The sequence below is a fragment of the Micromonospora sp. CNZ322 genome, assembly GCF_007827755.1.
On the sequence record NZ_VITD01000015.1, the window covers coordinates 12,619 to 32,296 of the forward strand.

Below are 19,678 nucleotides of genomic sequence, written 5' to 3' on the forward strand. Positions count from 1 at the left end.
CGCCGACCCCGACGGAGACGCCGACGGTCACGCCGACGCCGACGGTCACCCCGACCGAGACGCCGACCCCGACGCCGACGGTCACTCCGACGGAGACGCCCACGGCTACGCCGACCCCGACCGCAACGGAGACGCCGACGGTCACGCCGACCGCGACGGTCACCCCGACCGCGACGCCGCCGGTCACTCCGACCGCGACGGCCACGCCGACGCCGATCCCCAGCGGTACGACGACGCCGGGCACGACGGTCTCACCGGGTGCCGGTGGCGGCTCCGCCGGTGGTGGCTCGGGCGGTGGCGGCCTGCCGGTTACCGGTGTGCAGGTCGGCCTGATCGGTGGCATCGGCGTGATCATCCTGCTGGTGGGTGGGGCGCTGCTGGTGCTCACCCGTCGCCGCAAGGTGGTCCTGGTCTCGCCGACCGACGAGAAGTCGACCGACTGACACCGGTGCCCTGACCAGCGGCGCGCAGGCGAGGCGCGACCGCGGCGGGTGCGATGGTGACAGGCGTTCTGACCGAGGTGTCACGGTCGCGGGCACGACGCGAGGGCGGGGTGGGCGACCACCCCGCCCTTTCGCGTACGGGCTTCGTGCCGCCCACCCAGCGAACGTCGGTTGGCGGGCGGCTGGCAGAGTGAGGGGGTGAGCCGTACCCCGCAGGGCCAGCGCGCCAGTCTGGACAAGCAGCCGCACGAGGTCGCCGCGATGTTCGACGGCGTGGCAGAGCGTTACGACCTGACCAACACGGTGATCTCGCTGGGCCAGGATCGCTCCTGGCGCCGGTCCACCCGGGCGGCGCTCGGGCTGCGGCCGGGCGAGCGGGTGCTGGACGTGGGTGCGGGCACCGGCGTCTCGACGCGCGAGCTGGCCCAGTCCGGGGCGTACGCGGTCGGGGTCGACCTGTCACTCGGGATGCTGCACACCGGCAAGCGGGCCCGGCCCGAGGTGCCGCTGCTGGCGGGAGACGCGCTGCGGCTGCCGTTCGCCGACGCCAGCTTCGACGCGGTGACCATCTCCTTTGCGTTGCGCAACGTCAACGACACCGACGCGGCGTTGCGTGAGCTGGCCCGGGTGACCCGGCCGGGCGGCCGGCTGGTGGTCTGCGAGTTCAGCACCCCGGTCAACCCGGTCTTCCGGACGGTCTACCTGTCGTACCTGATGCGGTCGCTGCCGGCGGTGGCCCGCACGGTGTCGAGCAATCCCGAGGCGTACGTCTATCTCGCCGAGTCGGTCCGGGCCTGGCCGGCGCAGTCCGCGCTGGCCGGCCGGGTGGCCGCGGCCGGGTGGGGGCGCGTGGCGTGGCGCAACCTGACCGGTGGTGTGGTGGCCCTGCACCGGGGGATCCGCGAGTAGCCGGCGACCGGTACGGACAGCGCGGACATTATTCAGGTTTCGTGAATATCGGTCTTTAGTCCACTTTGCCCCGTACGCTCGATCGCATGACCGGAGCAGACCCGGCGGACCCGGTGGCCGCCACCGACGACGACGCGGCCGAACTCATCTCCCAGTTGCGCGAGTTGGCCGGGGCCGACCCGGTGGAGGTTCGGCAGGTGGTCGCCGAGGTGTTGGCGGCACTGGACCGGGCGGCGGGTGGGGCCCTCCGCGAGCATCTACCGGAGACAATTCGGGTCGATGCGGGCCTGGACGCCTCCAGCCCGGCCTGACACCTGACCGCTGTGGACGGTGATGAGGTGTCACATCGGCGAGTTAGGTACCCCTGATCCTGCGCTGGTATGACGCCGGTCATACACTCGTCCCGTCTGGCTTGTGAAGCATTTCACGAGCGTGCGGGAGGAGGCGCGAATGACCGCGGTGGAACACGACGCCGACGTCATTGTCGTGGGCGCCGGTCCCGGTGGGTCAGCGACTGCGTACCACCTGGCCCGGCACGGCGTACGGGTGCTGTTGTTGGAGAAGACCGAGTTCCCCCGGGAGAAGGTCTGCGGCGACGGGTTGACCCCGCGCGCGGTGCGCCAGCTCATTCGGATGGGTGTGGACACCTCGCCCGAGGTGGGCTGGCTGCACAACCGCGGCCTGCGGGTCATCGGCGGCGGGGTGCGCCTCGAACTGGACTGGCCGGAGCTGGCCAGCTTCCCCAACTACGGTCTGGTGCGCACGCGCCTGGACTTCGACGACCTGCTCGCCCAACGGGCGGTGGCCGCCGGCGCGAAACTGCGGACCAGCGTCAACGTGCTGGGCCCGGTGCTCGACGGCGACGGCCGCGTCACCGGCGTCGAGGCGGAGGTCGGGCCGGGCAAGGAGCCCACCACCTTCCACGCCCCGCTGGTCGTCGCGGCGGACGGCGTCTCCGGCCGGTTCCCGCTCGCGCTCGGGCTGGCCAAGCGGGAGGACCGGCCGATCGGTGTGGCCGTCCGCCGCTACTACCGCTCGCCGGCCAAGCACGAGGACAACTACCTGGAGTCCTGGCTGGAGCTGCGCAGCAAGGACAGCGGCGACAACCTGCTGCCCGGGTACGGCTGGATCTTCGGCCTCGGTGACGGGCGGGTCAACGTCGGGCTCGGCGTGCTCAACTCGTCCTCGGCGTTCGGCAAGACCAACTACCGCCGGCTGCTCACCGACTGGCTCGCCAACACCCCGGAAGACTGGGGGATGACCGACGAGACCAACGCCGACGGCCCGATCCTCGGTGCCGCGCTGCCGATGGGCTTCAACCGGGTGCCCCACTACACCCGGGGCGTGCTGCTGGTCGGCGACTCGGGCGGCATGGTCAACCCGTTCAACGGTGAGGGCATCGCGTACGCGATGGAGTCCGGCGAACTGGCCGCGGAGGTCATGGTCCAGGCCCTCGCCCGCCCGGCCGGCCCGGAACGCGAGCGCGCGCTGCTGGCGTACCCGAACGAGCTGAAGGCCCGGCTCGGCGGCTACTACCGACTGGGCGGCATCTTCGTGAAACTGATCGGCCGCCCCGAGATCATGCGGATCGCCACCAAACACGGCATGCCGCACCCGACGCTGATGCGTTTCGTCCTCAAGCTGTTGGCCAACCTGACCGACCCGCGCGGCGGGGACGCGATGGATCGGGTCATCAACGCGATGACGAAGGCCGCCCCAGCCGTATAAGTAGGACGGCATCGGCGCTGGTCACGGCGCCGATGCCGACAAAGATCGACCCCCGCCGACTGCCACTGCGAGGGACGTGAATAGTGTGATTTTCGTCAAGCACCGAGGGCAGGGAAGGACGAGCAGGAGAAAACGATGTCGCTCTCGCCTTACGCACCGATCATCGGGCTGTTCGCCCTCGCCGCGGCGTTCTCGCTGTTTTCCGTTGGCGCCGCCCGCTTCGCCGGTCCCCGTCGCTACAACAAGGCCAAACTCGAGGCTTACGAGTGCGGCATCGAGCCCAGCCCGCAGCCGGTCGGCGGTGGGCGGTTCCCGATCAAGTTCTACCTGACGGCGATGCTCTTCATCGTCTTCGACATCGAGATCATCTTCCTCTACCCCTGGGCGGTCTCGTTCGACGCTCTGCCGATCTTCGGCTTCGTGGAGATGGTCCTGTTCATCGTCGCGGTCTTCGTTGCGTACGCCTACGTGTGGCGGCGCGGCGGCCTGGACTGGGACTGAGGAAGGAACGTCAGATGGGCATCGAGGAGAAGCTTCCCGCCGGCGTCCTGCTCACCTCGGTGGAGAAGCTGGTCAACTGGTCTCGGAAGTCGTCCGTGTGGGGCGCCACCTTCGGCCTGGCCTGCTGCGCCATCGAGATGATGGCCGCCGGTGGTCCGCACTACGACATGGGCCGCTGGGGCATGGAGGTCTTCCGGGCGTCGCCCCGGCAGGCCGACCTGATGATCGTGGCCGGCCGGGTGAGTCAGAAGATGGCCCCGGTGCTGCGCCAGATCTACGACCAGATGGCCGAGCCGCGCTGGGTGCTCTCGATGGGCGTCTGCGCCAGCAGCGGCGGCATGTTCAACAACTACGCGATCGTGCAGGGCGTCGACCACGTGGTGCCGGTCGACATGTACCTGCCCGGCTGCCCGCCCCGGCCGGAGATGCTCATCGACGCGATCCTCAAGCTCCGCGAGAAGATCATGTATGAGCCGCTGGGCCCGAACGGCCGCAAGATGCTGGCGGCCCGCCAGGAGCGCGGCGACGTTCCGGTCGTGCCCTACGGCTCGATGCCCTCCTCGTACCGCAGCGACAAGGCTCGGCGCGCCGAGTGGACCCGGGCGGTCCGCGAGGGCCGCGAGGAGCAGCTGCGCATCGAGAACTGGATGAACGCTCAGAACCACCTCCACCCGCAGGCAGGCCCGAAATGACGTCACCCACGGACAAGCCAAACGACGGCGGAGTGCCGCTGCCGGTGGTGCCGGCTGGCGCCACCAGTGGTGCCCCCGCCGAGTACCCGCCGGCCAGCCCGGCGGGTCGCGGGATGTTCGGCAACCAGGGCACCGGCGACGTGTCCGGCTACGGCGGCCTGGTCCGCCAGCGCCAGCCCATCGAGGAGGCGTCCCGGCCGTACGGGGGCTACTTCGACGAGGTCCGCGACGCGCTGGAGGAGGCGTACCCGGCCTTCAACGACGCCATCGAGAAGGTCGTGGTCGACCGGGGTGAGCTGACCCTGCACGTACGCCCGGAGCGGATCGCCGAGGTGTGCCAGGTGATGCGGGACGACCTGGCGCTGCGGTTCGAGCTGTGCTCCTCGGTGTCCGGTGCGGACTACCTCGGCGCCGACGAGCGCCGGTTGCACGTGGTCTACCTGCTCACCTCGATGACGTACCGGCGGCGGGTCCGGCTGGAGGCCGCGGTCTCCGTCGAGGCCCCGCACCTGCCCAGCGTGACCGCCATCTACCCGACAGCGGACTGGCAGGAGCGCGAGGCGTACGACATGTTCGGCATCGTCTTCGACGGCCACCCCAACCTGACCCGGATCCTCATGCCGGACGACTGGGAGGGCCACCCGCAGCGCAAGGACTACCCGCTCGGCGGCGTCCCCGTCGAGTACAAGGGTGCGGAGATCCAGCCGCCGAACGAGCGGAGGTCGTACCAGTGAGCGCGAGGAGTGCAGCGGAGCGGAGCCCCGCAGTCGCGATCGGAGGGCCGGCACTGTGACGACGTCGAACTACGCCAGCGAGCGCGAAACCGACGAGGGTCGGGTCTTCACCGTCACCGGTGGGGACTGGGACACGATCGTCTCGGGCACCGACCCGATCAACGATGAGCGGATCGTGGTCAACATGGGTCCGCAGCACCCGTCCACGCACGGGGTGCTGCGGCTGATCCTGGAGCTTGAGGGCGAGACGGTCCGCGAGGCCCGCTCGGTCATCGGCTACCTGCACACCGGCATCGAGAAGAACCTCGAATACCGCAACTGGGTCCAGGGTTCGACGTTCGTGACCCGGATGGACTACCTCGCCCCGATCTTCAACGAGACGGCGTACGCCCTCGCGGTCGAGAAGCTGCTCGGCATCACCGACGACATCACCGAGCGGGCCACCACGATCCGCGTGCTGATGATGGAGCTCAACCGGATCTCGTCGCACCTGGTCTGGTTGGCCACCACCGGCATGGAGCTGGGCGCGATCTCGATCATGCTGTACGGCTTCCGCGAGCGGGAGTACATCCTCGACATCTTCGAGACCATCACCGGCCTGCGGATGAACCACGCGTACGTGCGGCCGGGCGGTGTGGCGCAGGACGTGCCGGACGAGGCGATCGTCAAGATCCGCGAGTTCCTCAAGATGATGCCGAAGAAGCTCAAGGAGTACGAGGACCTCCTCTCCGGCCAGCCGATCTGGACCGAGCGGACGAAGAACGTCGCGGTCCTGGATGTCACCGGCTGCGTGGCCCTCGGCATCACCGGCCCGGTGCTGCGCTCCGCCGGCCTCGCCTGGGACCTGCGCAAGACCATGCCGTACTGCGGCTACGAGACGTACGAGTTCGACGTGCCGACCCACCCCGACGGCGACGTGTGGGGTCGCTACCAGGTCCGGCTCGCCGAGATCCGGGAGTCGATGAAGCTGGTCGAGCAGGCGCTGGACCGGCTCCGTCCGGGCCCGGTGATGGTCGCCGACCGCAAGATCGCCTGGCCGGCGCAGCTCGCCATCGGCGTGGACGGCATGGGCAACTCGCTGGAGCACGTCGCGAAGATCATGGGTCAGTCGATGGAGTCGCTGATCCACCACTTCAAGCTGGTGACCGAGGGCTTCCGGGTCCCGCCCGGCCAGGTGTACGTCGCCATCGAGGCGCCCCGCGGCGAGCTGGGCGTCCACGCCGTCTCCGACGGTGGCACCCGGCCCTACCGGGTGCACTACCGGGAGCCGAGCTTCGTCAACCTGCAGGCCCTCCCGGCGATGGCCGAGGGCGGTCTGATCGCCGACGTGATCGCTGGCGGCGCCTCGTTGGACCCGGTGATGGGTGGGTGTGACAGGTGAGTGCGAGGAGTGAGCTTGCGAGCCCCGCAGTCGCGAACGGAAGGCGGCTCTGATGACGACGACTTTCACTGACGAGACCCGGGAGCGGGCGCGCGAGATCATCGCCCGTTACCCGGCGGACCGGTCCCGCTCGGCGTTGCTGCCGCTGCTGCACCTGGTGCAGGCCGAAGAGGGGTACGTCTCCCCGGCCGGGGTCGCATTCTGCGCCGAGGTGCTGGGGCTGAACAAGGCCCAGGTCGGCGCGGTGGCCACCTTCTACACGATGTACAAGCGCAAGCCGACCGGTGACTTCCTGGTCAGCGTCTGCACCAACACGATGTGCAACGTGCTCGGTGGCCAGGAGGTCTACGACACCCTCGCCGAGCACCTCGGCGTCGGGCACGACGAGACCACAGCGGACGGCACGATCACGCTGGAGCACGCCGAGTGCCTGGCGGCGTGCGACTACGGCCCCGTGATGACAGTCAACTACGACTTCTTCGACGGCGTGGACGCCTCCACCGCTGTCGGTGTGGTGGACGAGCTGCGGGCCGGCGGTCGGCCGATGCCGACCCGGGGTGCCCGGCTCTGCACCCTCAAGGAGATGGCGGTGCAGCTCGCCGGTTTCGCCGACGAGCGCGACGGCGCGGTCGCCGACGGCGGGCCGGGCGAGCCCACCCTGCGCGGGCTGCGGCTGGCCCAGCAGCACGGCGTCTCGGTGCCGGGCTTCGACCCGAACACCCCGATCCGTAGCAAGGCTGAGGCCGACAAGGCCGCCGCCGAGGCGAAGGCGAAGGCGGAGGCCGCCAAGCCGGCGCCCGTCGAGGCCAGCGCGGCGCCGGTAAAGGGTGGCGACGGGGCGTCCGCCCCGACAGGGGCGGCCGGGGTCGGCGAGCCGGCGAAGCCCGAGGCCGCCAGTGGCAGCACCACGCGGGATGTCAAGGCACCGGACGACAAGTCGCCGCAGGTGCGTACCGCCGAGACCCGGCAGCCGGACGCGGGCACGGCAGTGCCGGACGCCCCCGGCACGAAGGTCCCGACGGACGGCACCGGCACCGCGCCCGCGGCCGGCGACGCGCGGTCGGCCGAGGCCGCCGGCGTGGCGGCCAACGCGCCGGCCGGCGACGGCAAGCCCGCCGGCGACGAGGCCGGGGCGCAGGAGCGCAACCTCACCGAAGCGAAGGCTGCGACGGACGCCGACGGCGCCGGACCGGCGGACGCGAACGAAACGGGGGCCCAGAAGTGACCACTCCCCGCCCGGAGACGCTGGCCAAGCTGACGCCGGTGCTGACCAAGCGCTGGCTGTCGCCGGACGCCTGGCAGATCGGCACGTACGAGCAGCTGGACGGCTACGCCGCGCTGCGCAAGGCGCTCAAGGCGCACCCGGACGACCTGATCCAGCTGATCAAGGACTCCGGGCTGCGGGGCCGAGGTGGCGCCGGCTTCCCCACCGGCCTCAAGTGGGGCTTCATCCCGCAGGGCGACGGCAAGCCGCACTACCTGGTGGTCAACGCCGACGAGGGCGAGCCGGGCACCTGCAAGGACCTGCCGCTGATGACCCACGACCCGCACGCGCTGGTCGAGGGCGTCATCATCGCGTCGTACGCGATCCGGGCCGCCCGCGCCTACATCTACATCCGGGGCGAGGCGGTGCACGCCGCGCGTCGGCTGCGCAACGCGGTCCAGGAGGCGTACGACAAGGGTTACCTGGGCCGGAACATCCTGCGCAGTGGCTACGACCTGGAGCTGGTGGTGCACTCCGGCGCCGGGGCGTACATCTGCGGCGAGGAGACGGCGCTGCTGGACTCCCTGGAGGGGTTCCGGGGTCAGCCTCGGTTGCGCCCGCCGTTCCCGGCCACCCACGGCCTGTACGCGAGCCCGACGGTGGTGAACAACGTCGGCACCATCGCCAGCGTGCCGCCGATCGTGCTCGGTGGGGCCGACTGGTGGAAGAGCATGGGCACCGAGAAGTCCTCCGGGCCGATGATCTACTCGCTGTCCGGCCGGGTCGCCAACCCGGGCCAGTACGAGTGCTCGATGGGTGTCACGCTGCGCGAGCTGCTGGAACTGGCCGGTGGTATGCAGCCCGGCCACAACCTGCGGTTCTGGACCCCGGGCGGCTCGTCCACCCCGCTGCTCGCCGCTGAGCACCTGGACGTGCCACTGGACTTCGAGGGGGTGGCGGCGGCCGGCTCGATCCTGGGCACCACGGCCACCCAGATCTTCTCCGACCAGGACTGCCCGGTCTACGCGACGTACCGGTGGCTGGAGTTCTACCACCACGAGTCGTGCGGCAAGTGCACCCCGTGCCGTGAGGGCAACTACTGGATGGTCCGGGTCTACCGGCGGATCCTCGCCGGTCAGGGCACCCACGAAGACCTGGACACCCTGCTGGACACCTGCGACAACATCCTCGGCCGCTCGTTCTGCGGTCTGGGTGACGGCGCGACCAGCTCGGTGACCTCCTCGCTGCAGTACTTCAAGCAGGACTACCTCGACTACATCGAGGGTCGGACCGCACCCAAGCTGTCGGAGAAGACCCTGGTAGGGGCGCACTGATGACCGACGTAGCCAAGCAGACCGAGACCGTCACCCTCACCATCGACGGCGTCGAGGTCACCGCCCCCAAGGGGACGCTGCTGATCCGGGTTGCCGAGCAGATGGGCACCGAGATCCCCCGGTTCTGCGACCACCCGCTGCTGGCCCCGGCCGGCGCGTGCCGGCAGTGTCTGGTCGAGGTGGAGGGCCAGCGCAAGCCGGTCGCCTCCTGCACCCAGGCCGTCGCCGACGGCATGGTCGTGCGTACCCAGATCACCTCCCCGGTGGCCAAGAAGGCGCAGGAGGGGGTGATGGAGCTGCTGCTGCTCAACCACCCGCTGGACTGTCCGATGTGTGACAAGGGCGGCGAGTGCCCGCTCCAGAACCAGGCGATGTCCACCGGCCGCACCGACTCGCGCTTCCACGAGCACAAGCGGGAGTACGAGAAGCCGGTGGCGATCAGCAGCCAGGTGCTGCTGGACCGCGAGCGTTGCGTGCTCTGCCAGCGGTGCACCCGGTTCTCCGAGGAGATCGCGGGCGACAAGTTCATCGACCTGATGGGCCGGTCGTCCGCCGAGGAGATCAACATCTACCGGGACGACGCGTACGGCGAAGAGGGCGACGCCGGCGACGTTCCGTTCAACTCCTACTTCTCCGGCAACACCGTGCAGATCTGCCCGGTGGGTGCGCTGACCGGTGCCCAGTACCGTTTCCGCGCCCGCCCGTTCGACCTGGTCTCCAGCCCGAGCGTCTGCGAGCACTGCTCGGCCGGCTGCGGGCAGCGCACCGACTGGCGGCGTGGCAAGGTGCTGCGCCGGCTGGCCGGCGACGAGCCGGCGGTGAACGAGGAGTGGAACTGCGACAAGGGTCGCTGGGGCTTCCAGTACACCCGGGCCGCCGACCGGCTGACCACTCCGCTGGTCCGCGACGAGCACACCGGTGAGCTGCGCGAGGCGTCCTGGAGTGAGGCGCTCACAGTTGCCGCCGAGGGGCTGCACATCGCCCGGGAGAGCGGGCAGGGCACTGCGGTGCTCACCGGCGGTCGGCTGACCGTCGAGGACGCGTACGCCTACGCCAAGTTCGCCCGGGTCGCGTTGAACACCAACGACATCGACTTCCGGGCCCGCCCGGTCTCCCGCGAGGAGGCCGACTTCCTGGCCAGCTCGGTCGCCGGGGTCACCGACGTCACCTACACCGACGTGGAGAACGCGCCGGCGGTGGTGCTGGTGGGCCTGGAGCCCGAGGAGGAGTGCCCGATCCTCTTCCTGCGGCTGCGCAAGGCGTACCTGAAGAAGACCCTGACGGTGTACGCGCTGGCGCCCTTCGCCACCCGCGGCCTGGAGAAGCTCGGTGCCAAGCTGGCGCGGGTGGTGCCGGGCGAGGAGGCCAGCGTGCTCGCCGAGCATGCCACGGTCAGCGAGGCGCTGAGCGCACCGGGCGCGATCCTGATCGTCGGCGAGCGGTTGGCCACCGTGCCGGGTGGGCTCTCCGCGGCGGCCGACGTGGCCCGGCGTACCGGCGCGAAGCTGGCCTGGGTGCCGCGGCGCGCGGGTGACCGTGGCGCTGTCGACGCGGGCTGCCTGCCCAACCTGCTCCCCGGTGGACGCCTGGTCACCGAGCCGGCCGCCCGGGCCGAGCTGGGTGAGGCGTGGGACATCCCGGCCGGGGTGATCCCGAGCCAGGCCGGGCGGGACACCGACGGCATCCTGACCGCGGCCGCCAACGGGCAGCTCGGCGCGCTGGTCGTCGGTGGTGTCGACCCGGCCGACCTGGCCGACCCGCGACTTGCCGAGTCCGCCCTGGACGCGGTGCCGTTCGTGGTCAGCCTTGAGCTGCGCGCCAGCGCGGTGACCCGGCGGGCCAACGTGGTGCTTCCGGTCGCCCCGGTGGCCGAGAAGGCCGGAAGCTTCCTGGACTGGGAGGGCCGGCTGCGCCCGTTCGAGGCGGTGCTGAACACCGCCGCGATGACCGACGGTCGGGTGCTCGACGCGCTGGCCGCGCTGCTCGACGTACGCCTCGGCACGGCCGACGTGCTCAGCGTGCGCCGTGAGCTGGGCACGCTGCCGGCGACGCGGATGTCCCGGCCGGCCGCACCGTCGGTCGCGCCGGGCCGGGTGCCGCAGCCGAACGCCGGGGAGGCCGTGCTGGCCACCTGGCATCAGCTGGTGGACCTCGGCACCCTGACCGAGGGCGACGAGAACCTCGCCGGGACCGCCCGTCCGCCGGTGGTCCGGCTGGGTAAGGGCACCGCCGAGGCGCTCGGTGTGGTCGACGGTGACGCGGTCACTGTCGGCACCGACCGAGGGGCGCTGACCCTGCCGGCGGAACTCACCGAGATGCCGGACGGCGTGGTCTGGCTGCCGACCAACTCACCCGGCTCGACCGTGCGGCGCAGCCTCGGGGCGACGTCCGGCGCGGTCGTCCGGATCTCCGTCCCCGCACCGAGTACGGCCATCCCGGCCGGACGCGTGGCGGCCGACGAGACCGGTCTCCCGGGTCCGCTCCTCAACTCCGGGGGTAACCAGTGAGTCCGATCTACCTGGCCCAGGATCCGACGCTGGCCGACTTCGGCCGGGATCCGTGGTGGCTGGTTCTCGGCAAGATTGTCTTCGCGTTCGCCTTCGGTCTGCTGGCCACCCTGCTCGGCGTCTGGTTCGAACGGCGCGTGGTCGGTTACATGCAGGTGCGGCCCGGCCCCAACCAGGTCGGCCCGTTCGGCCTGCTGCAGACCCTCGCCGACGGCCTGAAGATGGCCTTCAAGGAGGACATCCTGCCGAAGGCGGCCGACAAGGTCGTCTACTTCTTCGCCCCGACCATCTCGGTGATCTGCGCGGTCACCGCCCTGTCGGTGGTGCCGTTCGGCCCGATGGTGAGCATCTTCGGTCACCACACGCCGTTGCAGGTCACCGACGTGCCGGTGGCGGTGCTGCTGCTGCTCGCCTGTTCCTCGATGGGCGTCTACGGCATCGTGCTGGGCGGCTGGGCCTCCGGCTCGACGTACCCGCTGCTGGGTGGTCTCCGGTCGAGTGCCCAGATGATCTCCTACGAGGTCGCCATGGGGCTCAGCATCGTGGCGGTCTTCATGACCGCCGGCACGATGAGCACCAGCGGGATCGTCGCCGCTCAGGGCGACGGCACCCAGCTGACCGTCTTCGGCCAGACCATCCCGGCACCGGGCTGGTACGCGATCCTGCTGCTGCCGAGCTTCATCATCTTCTTCATCGCCACCGTGGGTGAGACCAACCGCGCGCCGTTCGACCTGCCCGAGGCCGAGTCCGAGCTGGTCGCCGGCTTCATGACCGAGTACAGCTCGCTGAAGTTCGCGCTCTTCATGCTCAGCGAGTACGTCGCGATGGTGACCATGTCCGCGGTCACCACCACGCTGTTCCTGGGTGGTTGGCGGGCACCCTGGCCGATCACCATCTGGGAGGGCGCCAACTCCGGTTGGTGGCCGATGCTCTGGTTCTTCGGCAAGGTGATCGCCCTGGTCTTCGTGTTCGTGTGGTTGCGTGGCACGCTGCCCCGGCTGCGGTACGACCAGTTCATGCGGCTCGGTTGGAAGGTGCTGCTGCCGATCAACCTGGTCTGGATCCTGGTCCTGTCGGGCCTGCGCTCCATCGAGGACTGGGACACCCGCGGCAAGGTGATCGCCGTCGGCATCCCGGCCGGCATCCTGCTGATCGCCACGATCTTCTGGCCCAGCCGGAAGCCGAAGCCGAAGCCGACGACGCAGGAACAGGTCGACAACCGGCCGCACGGGAGCTTCCCGCTGCCACCGATGGATCTTCAGGTACCACCGAGCCCGCGCATCACGCGCGTGGTCGCCGAGCGGGAGCCGGCCAACATCGTTGCCGGCTCGGACTCCAGGGAGGTGTGACGTGGGCGCGATCACCGGAACGTTCAAGGGATTCGGTGTCACCTTCTCGCACATGTTCAGGAAGGTCGTCACGACCGACTACCCGTTCAAGCCGCCGGTGTCGGCGCCGCGCTACCACGGGCGGCACATCCTCAACCGGCACCCGGACGGCCTGGAGAAGTGCATCGGCTGCGAGCTGTGCGCCTGGGCCTGCCCGGCGGACGCGATCTACGTCGAGGGTGGCGACAACACCGACGAGCAGCGCTTCTCGCCGGGTGAGCGGTACGCCAGCATCTACCAGATCAACTACGCCCGCTGCATCTTCTGCGGGTTGTGCATCGAGGCCTGCCCGACCCGGTCGCTCACCATGAGCAACGAGTACGAGTTGGCCCGGGACAACCGGCAGGACCTGATCTTCACGAAGGAGCAGTTGCTCGCGCCGTTGCTGGAGGGCATGGAGCAGCCTCCGCACCCGATGCGGCTGGGTGACAGCGAGAAGGACTACTACGTCGGCGCGCTGGACAACCCGGGCACCTCCGCCGGTGCGGAGACGTCCCCGATGGGCCCCGGCCGCTACCAGGTCGAGGAGCACCCCGGCGTGACGTTCCCCGGCGCCGAGCAGGCCGCCCAGCGCGTGGCGGCCGGCAAGGGAGAGGAAGCATGACCACGTCTACGGTGCTCGCCGCAGCGAGTTCGGTCTCCACCGGCGAGGCGGTCACCTTCTGGATCCTCGCCCCGCTCGCGCTGATCGGCGGGATCGGGATGGTGGCCGCGCGCAACGCCGTGCACTCGGCGCTGTGGCTGGTGCTGACAATGCTCTGCCTGGGCGTGTTCTACGTCCTCCAGGCCGGTCCGTTCATCGGCATGGTGCAGATCATCGTCTACACCGGCGCGATCATGATGCTCTTCCTCTTCGTGCTGATGCTGGTCGGTCGGGACTCCACGGACTCGCTGATCGAGACGCTGCGCGGCCAGCGGGTCGCCGCGATCGTGCTCGGTCTGGGCTTCGCCGGCCTGGTCGGCACCGGCCTCTACCAGGCACTGGACCGGACCAGCACGGCCGGTCTGGAGCAGGTCAACGCCGAGGGGAACGTGCAGGGCATCGCCCGGCTGCTGTTCACCAAGTACGTCTTCGCGTTCGAGCTGACCTCGGCGTTGCTGATCACCGCGGCGGTCGGTGCCATGGTGCTGGCCCACGTCGAGCGGCGCAAGCAGGACAAGATCGACCAGGTGTCGACCATGAAGGCACGCTTCGCCCCGGGTAACTACCCCGGCCCGAAGCCGGGCCCCGGCGTCTTCGCGACCTCCTCCTCGGTGGCCACCCCGGCCCGGCTGCCCGACGGCCGCCTGACCGACCGCAGCACCCCGGCGATCCTTCCGCAGCGCGAGCTGACCGCCGAGGAGACCTCGCTGAAGGGGACGGACAAGTAATGGAATCGTTCTTCTCGGTCGAGCCGACCTACTACCTCGTGCTCGCCGCGGTGCTGTTCACCATCGGCGCCGCCGGGGTGCTGGTCCGGCGCAACGCGCTCGTGCTGTTCATGTGCGTGGAGCTGATGCTCAACGCGGCCAACCTGACGCTGGTCACCTTCAGCCGGATCAACGGTGACCTCAACGGCCAGATCATGGCGTTCTTCGTGATGGTGGTGGCGGCGGCCGAGGTCGTGGTCGGGCTCGCGATCATCATGTCCATCTTCCGGACGCGACGCTCGGCGAGTGTCGACGACGCCAACCTGCTCAAGTACTAGAGGGGTCCACCGGTGGAAGAGACTGTGGAATACGCCCAGGCCACGGGGCTGCTTGGGGGCGTCTGGCTGCTGGTGGCGATCCCGCTGGTCAGCGCGGCCATCCTGCTGCTGCTCGGCCGCCGGGCCGACCGCTGGGGGCACTGGTTGGGCGTCGCCGCCATCGGCGCCGCGTTCGTGCTCGGCCTGAGCTTCTTCTTCCAGCTGCGTGGCCTGGAGAACAAGTCGGTCGAGCTGAGCCTCTGGGACTTCATCGCTGTCGGTGATCTGCGCGTCGACTTCGGCCTGCTCTTCGACCCGCTGGCCGCGGTCTTCGTACTGCTGATCACCGGGGTGGGTTTCCTGATCCACCTGTACGCGGTGGAGTACATGTCGCACGACGCGGGCCGTCGTCGGTTCTTCGCGTACTTCAACCTGTTCGTCGCGGCGATGCTGCTGCTGGTGCTCGGCAACAACTACGTGATGCTGTACTTCGGCTGGGAGGGCGTCGGTCTGGCGTCGTACCTGCTGATCTCCTTCTGGACCGAGCGGCCGAGCGCGGCCACCGCCGGCAAGAAGGCGTTCCTGATGAACCGGGTCGGCGACGCCGGCCTGGCCATCGGCATCTTCATCATGTTCGCCACCCTGGGCACCACCCAGTACGACGAGGTGTTCAACGGTGTCGGCGCGCTGACCGGCACCACGGTGCTGGTCCTCGGCCTGTTGCTGCTGCTCGGGGCGGCAGGCAAGTCCGGCCAGTTCCCGCTCCAGGCGTGGTTGCCGGACGCGATGGAGGGCCCGACCCCGGTGTCGGCGCTCATCCACGCCGCCACCATGGTCACCGCGGGCGTCTACCTGATCGCCCGGTCCAACCCGATCTTCTCGGCCAACTCGACGCTGCAACTCGTGGTGGTCAGCGTCGGCGCGCTCACCCTGCTGATCGGCTGCATCATCGGTGCGGCCAAGGACGACATCAAGCGGGTGCTCGCCTGGTCGACGGTGAGCCAGATCGGCTACATGTTCCTCGGTGTCGGCCTCGGCGGCGCGGCGTACGCGCTGGCCATCGTGCACCTGCTGGCGCACGGCTTCTTCAAGGCCAACATGTTCCTGGGCGCCGGTTCGGTCATGCACGGAATGAAGGACCAGGTCGACATCCGCCGCTTCGGTGGGCTGTCCAAGTACATGAAGATCACCTGGTTGACCTTCATGATGGGCTGGCTGGCCATCATCGGGATGTTCCCTTTCTCCGGCTTCTTCTCCAAGGAGCCGATCATCGTGGCCGCCTTCGAGCGGGAGGACTGGACCGCCTGGCTCTTCGGCGGTGCGGCACTGCTCGGCGCCGGGCTCACCGCGTTCTACATGACGCGGCTGTTCGTGCTCACGTTCCACGGCCCGCAGCGGTGGACCGAGGACATCGAGCACCCGCATGAGTCGCCCAAGCTGATGACCATCCCGCTGATCCTGCTGGCGGTCGGGTCGGTCGGCGCCGGCTTCCTGCTCGCCACGTCCGTCCCGGACTGGCTGACGGAGACCGCCGGGCTGGGCGGCGAGCACGCGGAGCACGCGGCGGTCCTCTCGCACACCGTGATCACCATCCTGTCGCTGCTGGTCACCGTGCTCGGTGCCGGGCTCGCCTGGTTCCTGTTCCGGGCCGGCACGGCCACCGCGCCGCAGCCGGCCGGGGTGCTGGTCACCGCCGCCCGGCGCAACCTCTACACCGACACGGTCAACGAAGCGGTCTTCGAGAAGCCGGGCATCTTCCTCACCCGGGCGCTGGTGTACCTCGACAACCGGGGCATCGACGGGCTCGTCAACGGGCTCGCCGCCGCGGTCGGCGGGGGCTCGGGTCGCCTCCGTCGGATGCAGACCGGCTTTGTCCGCTCGTACGCCACCTCGATCCTGGCCGGTGCGCTGCTGGTGATGGCGGCGTTCCTGGCGGTGCAGGCGGGGTGGTTGGCGTGATCAACCTCTTTCCGGCCGCCCCCGCCGGCGGACCACGCAGTGACGACGGAGGTAAGGCCGCATAATGTCCAACTTCCCGTTCCTCTCGGTGCTCACCGTGGCGCCGCTGGTGGGCGCCCTGGTGGTGGCCTTCCTGCCGCGCCACCGCCCGGAGCTGGCCAAGCAGGTGGCGTTCGCCTGGTCGCTGCTCGTGCTGGTGCTCTCGGTGGTGATGTGGGTCAGCTTCAACGCCGGCGGTGACCGGTTCCAGTTCCGCGAGTCGTACTCCTGGATTCCGAACTGGGGGGTCAGCTTCACCTTCGCCGCCGACGGCATCGCGCTGGTGATGCTGATGCTGATCGCGGTGCTGGTGCCGCTGGTGATCCTGGCGTCCTGGCACGACGCCGAGTCGTCGAAGCGGTCGGTGCCCGTCTACTTCGCACTGCTGCTGGTCCTCGAGTGCACGATGATCGGCGTCTTCGCGGCCGCCGACGTCTTCCTGTTCTACGTGTTCTTCGAGGTCATGCTGGTGCCGATGTACTTTCTCATCGGCAGCTACGGCGGCCACCAGCGGCAGTACGCGGCGGTGAAGTTCTTCCTCTACTCGCTCGTCGGCGGTCTGTTCATGCTGGCCGCGGTGATCGGCCTGTGGGTGGTCGGCGGAAAGACCTTCGACTGGCAGGCGCTCTCGCAGGTCGACATCAGCACCGGCACCGAGCGGTGGCTGTTCCTCGGCTTCTTCCTCGCGTTCGCCATCAAGGCGCCGTTCTTCCCGTTCCACACCTGGTTGCCCGATGCCGGTGGCGCCGCCCCGGCGGGGGCGGCGGCGCTGCTCGTCGGCGTGCTGGACAAGGTCGGCACCTTCGGCATCCTGCGCTACTGCCTGCCGCTGTTCCCCGAGGCGTCGAAGTGGTTCGCGCCGTGGGCGCTGGCCCTGGGCGTGATCGGCATCGTCTACGCCGCGCTGCTGGCGGTCGGCCAGAACGACCTCAAGCGGCTGGTGTCGTACACCTCGATCGCGCACTTCGGCTTCATCGGTGTGGGCATCTTCGCCTTCACCACCCAGGCCGGCACCGGCGCGGTGCTCTACATGCTCAACCACGGGCTGGCCACCGGCCTGCTCTTCCTGGTGGTGGGCATGCTGATCTCCCGGCGTGGTTCGGCGTTGATCAGCGACTTCGGTGGCGCCGGCAAGCTCGTCCCGGTGCTCGCCGGGGTGCTCTTCTTCGCTGGTCTCGCCTCGCTCGCGCTGCCCGGCACGGCGCCGTTCATCTCCGAGTTCCTGGTGCTGATCGGTACCTTCACTGTGAACAAGCCGGTCGCGGTCATCGCCACGCTCGGCATCATCCTGGCTGCCGCGTACGTGCTGTGGATGGTGCAGCGCACCACCCAGGGCACCCTCAACCCGGCGCTGACCGAGGTCGACGGCATGCGTCGGGACCTCAACCTGCGCGAGAAGGTAGTGGTCGCCCCGCTGATCGCGCTGATCGTGCTGCTCGGCTTCTTCCCCAAGCCGGTCACTGACGTGATCAACCCCGCCGTCCAGGCGACCATGGACGACATCGGCAGAACCGACCCGGCGCCGTCCGTGGGCGGCACCGTCCAGGAGGCAGGCCGGTGAGCGCGAGGAGTGAGCTTGCGAGCCCCGCAGTCGCGAACGAAAGGTCGGCCCAGTGACCGAGTTGAAGCTGCCGTCGATCGACTACGCGGCGATCTCTCCGATCCTCATCATGCTGGGCACGGCGTTGCTCGGCGTGCTGGTCGAGGCTCTGGTGCCTCGTCGCTGGCGGCACGTCGTGCAGCTGACGCTGGCGCTGCTCGCTGTGCTCGCAGCACTGACCATGGTGGTCCTCAGCGCCGATGAGCGGATCATCACTGCGGGCCAGGCGCTCGCGATCGACGGGCCGACGCTCTTCCTCCAGGGCGCGATCCTGGTGCTGGCCGCGATGGCGCTGCTGCTGATCGGTGACCGCTCGGTCGAGCGGGGCGGAGCGTTCGTCGCCCAGGCCGCGGTGACCGCGGAGTCGGCCGACGACCGGCGGCAGGCCGAAGGGCGCAACGGTCTCACCGAGGTCTACCCGCTGACCACGTTCGCGATCGGCGGCATGCTGATCTTCGTGGCGGCGAACGACCTGCTGACCATGTTCATCGCACTCGAGGTCTTCTCCCTGCCGCTCTACCTGCTCTGCGCGCTGGCCCGTCGCCGGCGTCTGCTGAGTCAGGAGGCGGCGATGAAGTACTTCCTGCTCGGCGCCTACGCCTCGGCGTTCTTCCTGTTCGGCGTGGCCCTGATCTACGGCTTCACCTCCGGCATCCCGGGCCGCTCGGCCGGCGTTGACTTCGCCACCATCCACGCGGCGGTGGGCGAGTCGCCGGCCAGCCCGGTGCTGCTCTTCGCCGGCATGGCGCTGCTCGCCATCGGTCTGCTCTTCAAGGCCGCGGCGGCCCCGTTCCACGTCTGGACCCCGGACGTCTACCAGGGTGCTCCGACCCCGGTCACCGGGTTCATGGCTGCCTGCACCAAGGTCGCCGCGTTCGGTGCCCTGCTGCGCGTCTTCCAGGTCGCGTTCGCCGACGCCAACTGGGACTTCACGCCGGTCCTCGGCGCGGTGGCGGTGCTGACCATGCTGGTGGGTGCGGTGCTCGCGGTCACCCAGACCGACATCAAGCGGCTGCTCGCGTACTCCTCGATCGCCAACGCCGGCTACCTGCTGGTCGGTGTGTTGGCGCCGAGCCGCGACGGGCTCGCCGGCACGATGTTCTACCTGGTCGCGTACGGCTTCTCGGTGCTGGCCGCGTTCGCCGTGGTGACGCTGGTACGGGACGACGACGGCGAGGCCACCCACCTGTCCCGCTGGGCCGGGCTGGGCCGTCGGTCGCCGTTCTTCGCGGCGCTGTTCACGTTCATCCTGCTGGCCTTCGCCGGTATTCCGCTGACCAGCGGCTTCACCAGCAAGTTCGCCATCTTCGGGCCGGCGCTGGAGGGTGGCCAGGCCTGGCTGGTGATCGCCGGTGTGCTGACCAGCATGATTCTCGCGTTCCCGTACCTGCGGGTCGTGGTGATGATGTGGCTCTCCGAGCCGGGCGAGTCCACCCCGACCGTCACGGTGCCTGGTGGGCTCACCTCCGCCGCGCTGATGATCGGTGTGCTGGCGACCCTGGTGTTGGGTGTCGCCCCGGCGCCGCTGCTCGATCTGGCTGCCGGAGCCGCCGAATTCGTTCGATGACCGAAGGATCGATCACCGGGGGTCG

Annotated in this window: 17 protein-coding genes; all 17 read left to right on the forward strand. The window is 69.6% G+C overall.

The genetic code is table 11. From position 1 onward, the window contains the following. The first annotated feature begins 641 nt into the window (after positions 1-641). Positions 642-1,352, forward strand: a complete 711-nt coding sequence (locus FB453_RS27475) for a demethylmenaquinone methyltransferase (protein WP_091395591.1) — start codon at positions 642-644, stop codon at positions 1,350-1,352. Between the two features lie 86 nt (positions 1,353-1,438). After that, a complete protein-coding gene (locus FB453_RS27480; protein ID WP_091395588.1) occupies positions 1,439-1,663 on the forward strand; it encodes a hypothetical protein in 225 nt (74 codons plus the stop codon). Between the two features lie 139 nt (positions 1,664-1,802). Further along, positions 1,803-3,080 (forward strand): geranylgeranyl reductase family protein, encoded by a 1,278-nt coding sequence (locus tag FB453_RS27485; RefSeq protein ID WP_145794923.1) that lies wholly within the window; start codon positions 1,803-1,805, stop codon positions 3,078-3,080. Between the two features lie 135 nt (positions 3,081-3,215). Then, the gene (locus FB453_RS27490; RefSeq protein WP_007454588.1) at positions 3,216-3,581 is read left to right on the forward strand and encodes an NADH-quinone oxidoreductase subunit A; all 366 of its coding nucleotides are present in this window, start codon (positions 3,216-3,218) and stop codon (positions 3,579-3,581) included. A 14-nt stretch (positions 3,582-3,595) separates the two neighbouring features. Continuing rightward, a complete protein-coding gene (locus FB453_RS27495) occupies positions 3,596-4,273 on the forward strand; it encodes a NuoB/complex I 20 kDa subunit family protein (protein WP_030486262.1) in 678 nt (225 codons plus the stop codon). Next, positions 4,270-5,007 carry an NADH-quinone oxidoreductase subunit C gene (locus tag FB453_RS27500; protein WP_112585682.1) on the forward strand — a complete coding sequence of 246 codons (738 nt, stop codon included), beginning with the start codon at positions 4,270-4,272 and terminating at the stop codon, positions 5,005-5,007. The genes FB453_RS27495 and FB453_RS27500 overlap by 4 nt, the downstream gene beginning before the upstream one ends. 55 nt (positions 5,008-5,062) lie before the next feature. Next, a complete protein-coding gene (locus FB453_RS27505; protein ID WP_112585684.1) occupies positions 5,063-6,388 on the forward strand; it encodes an NADH-quinone oxidoreductase subunit D in 1,326 nt (441 codons plus the stop codon). A 52-nt stretch (positions 6,389-6,440) separates the two neighbouring features. Continuing rightward, entirely contained in the window at positions 6,441-7,613 is a 1,173-nt protein-coding gene (nuoE, locus tag FB453_RS27510; RefSeq protein ID WP_145794925.1) for an NADH-quinone oxidoreductase subunit NuoE, read from the forward strand. After that, a complete protein-coding gene (nuoF, locus tag FB453_RS27515; RefSeq protein WP_091395571.1) occupies positions 7,610-8,926 on the forward strand; it encodes an NADH-quinone oxidoreductase subunit NuoF in 1,317 nt (438 codons plus the stop codon). Before nuoE ends, nuoF begins: the two co-directional genes overlap by 4 nt. Further along, positions 8,926-11,433, forward strand: a complete 2,508-nt coding sequence (locus tag FB453_RS27520; protein ID WP_145794927.1) for an NADH-quinone oxidoreductase subunit G — start codon at positions 8,926-8,928, stop codon at positions 11,431-11,433. Before nuoF ends, FB453_RS27520 begins: the two co-directional genes overlap by 1 nt. Further along, positions 11,430-12,782 carry an NADH-quinone oxidoreductase subunit NuoH gene (nuoH, locus tag FB453_RS27525; RefSeq protein WP_112585692.1) on the forward strand — a complete coding sequence of 451 codons (1,353 nt, stop codon included), beginning with the start codon at positions 11,430-11,432 and terminating at the stop codon, positions 12,780-12,782. Before FB453_RS27520 ends, nuoH begins: the two co-directional genes overlap by 4 nt. Position 12,783: 1 nt before the next feature. After that, entirely contained in the window at positions 12,784-13,425 is a 642-nt protein-coding gene (gene nuoI, locus FB453_RS27530; protein WP_112585694.1) for an NADH-quinone oxidoreductase subunit NuoI, read from the forward strand. Further along, positions 13,422-14,192, forward strand: a complete 771-nt coding sequence (locus FB453_RS27535; RefSeq protein WP_145794930.1) for an NADH-quinone oxidoreductase subunit J — start codon at positions 13,422-13,424, stop codon at positions 14,190-14,192. Before nuoI ends, FB453_RS27535 begins: the two co-directional genes overlap by 4 nt. After that, complete coding sequence (gene nuoK / locus FB453_RS27540; protein WP_112638712.1) at positions 14,192-14,509, forward strand: NADH-quinone oxidoreductase subunit NuoK; 318 nt, start codon at positions 14,192-14,194, stop codon at positions 14,507-14,509. The genes FB453_RS27535 and nuoK overlap by 1 nt, the downstream gene beginning before the upstream one ends. 12 nt (positions 14,510-14,521) lie before the next feature. After that, on the forward strand, positions 14,522-16,447 hold the full coding sequence (gene nuoL / locus FB453_RS27545; protein WP_091395553.1) for an NADH-quinone oxidoreductase subunit L: 1,926 nt from the start codon (positions 14,522-14,524) through the stop codon (positions 16,445-16,447). 64 nt (positions 16,448-16,511) lie between these two features. Beyond that, a complete protein-coding gene (locus tag FB453_RS27550; RefSeq protein ID WP_145794932.1) occupies positions 16,512-18,047 on the forward strand; it encodes an NADH-quinone oxidoreductase subunit M in 1,536 nt (511 codons plus the stop codon). Positions 18,048-18,099: 52 nt separating this feature from the next. Beyond that, entirely contained in the window at positions 18,100-19,653 is a 1,554-nt protein-coding gene (gene nuoN, locus FB453_RS27555; RefSeq protein ID WP_112585698.1) for an NADH-quinone oxidoreductase subunit NuoN, read from the forward strand. Positions 19,654-19,678 lie beyond the last annotated feature (25 nt).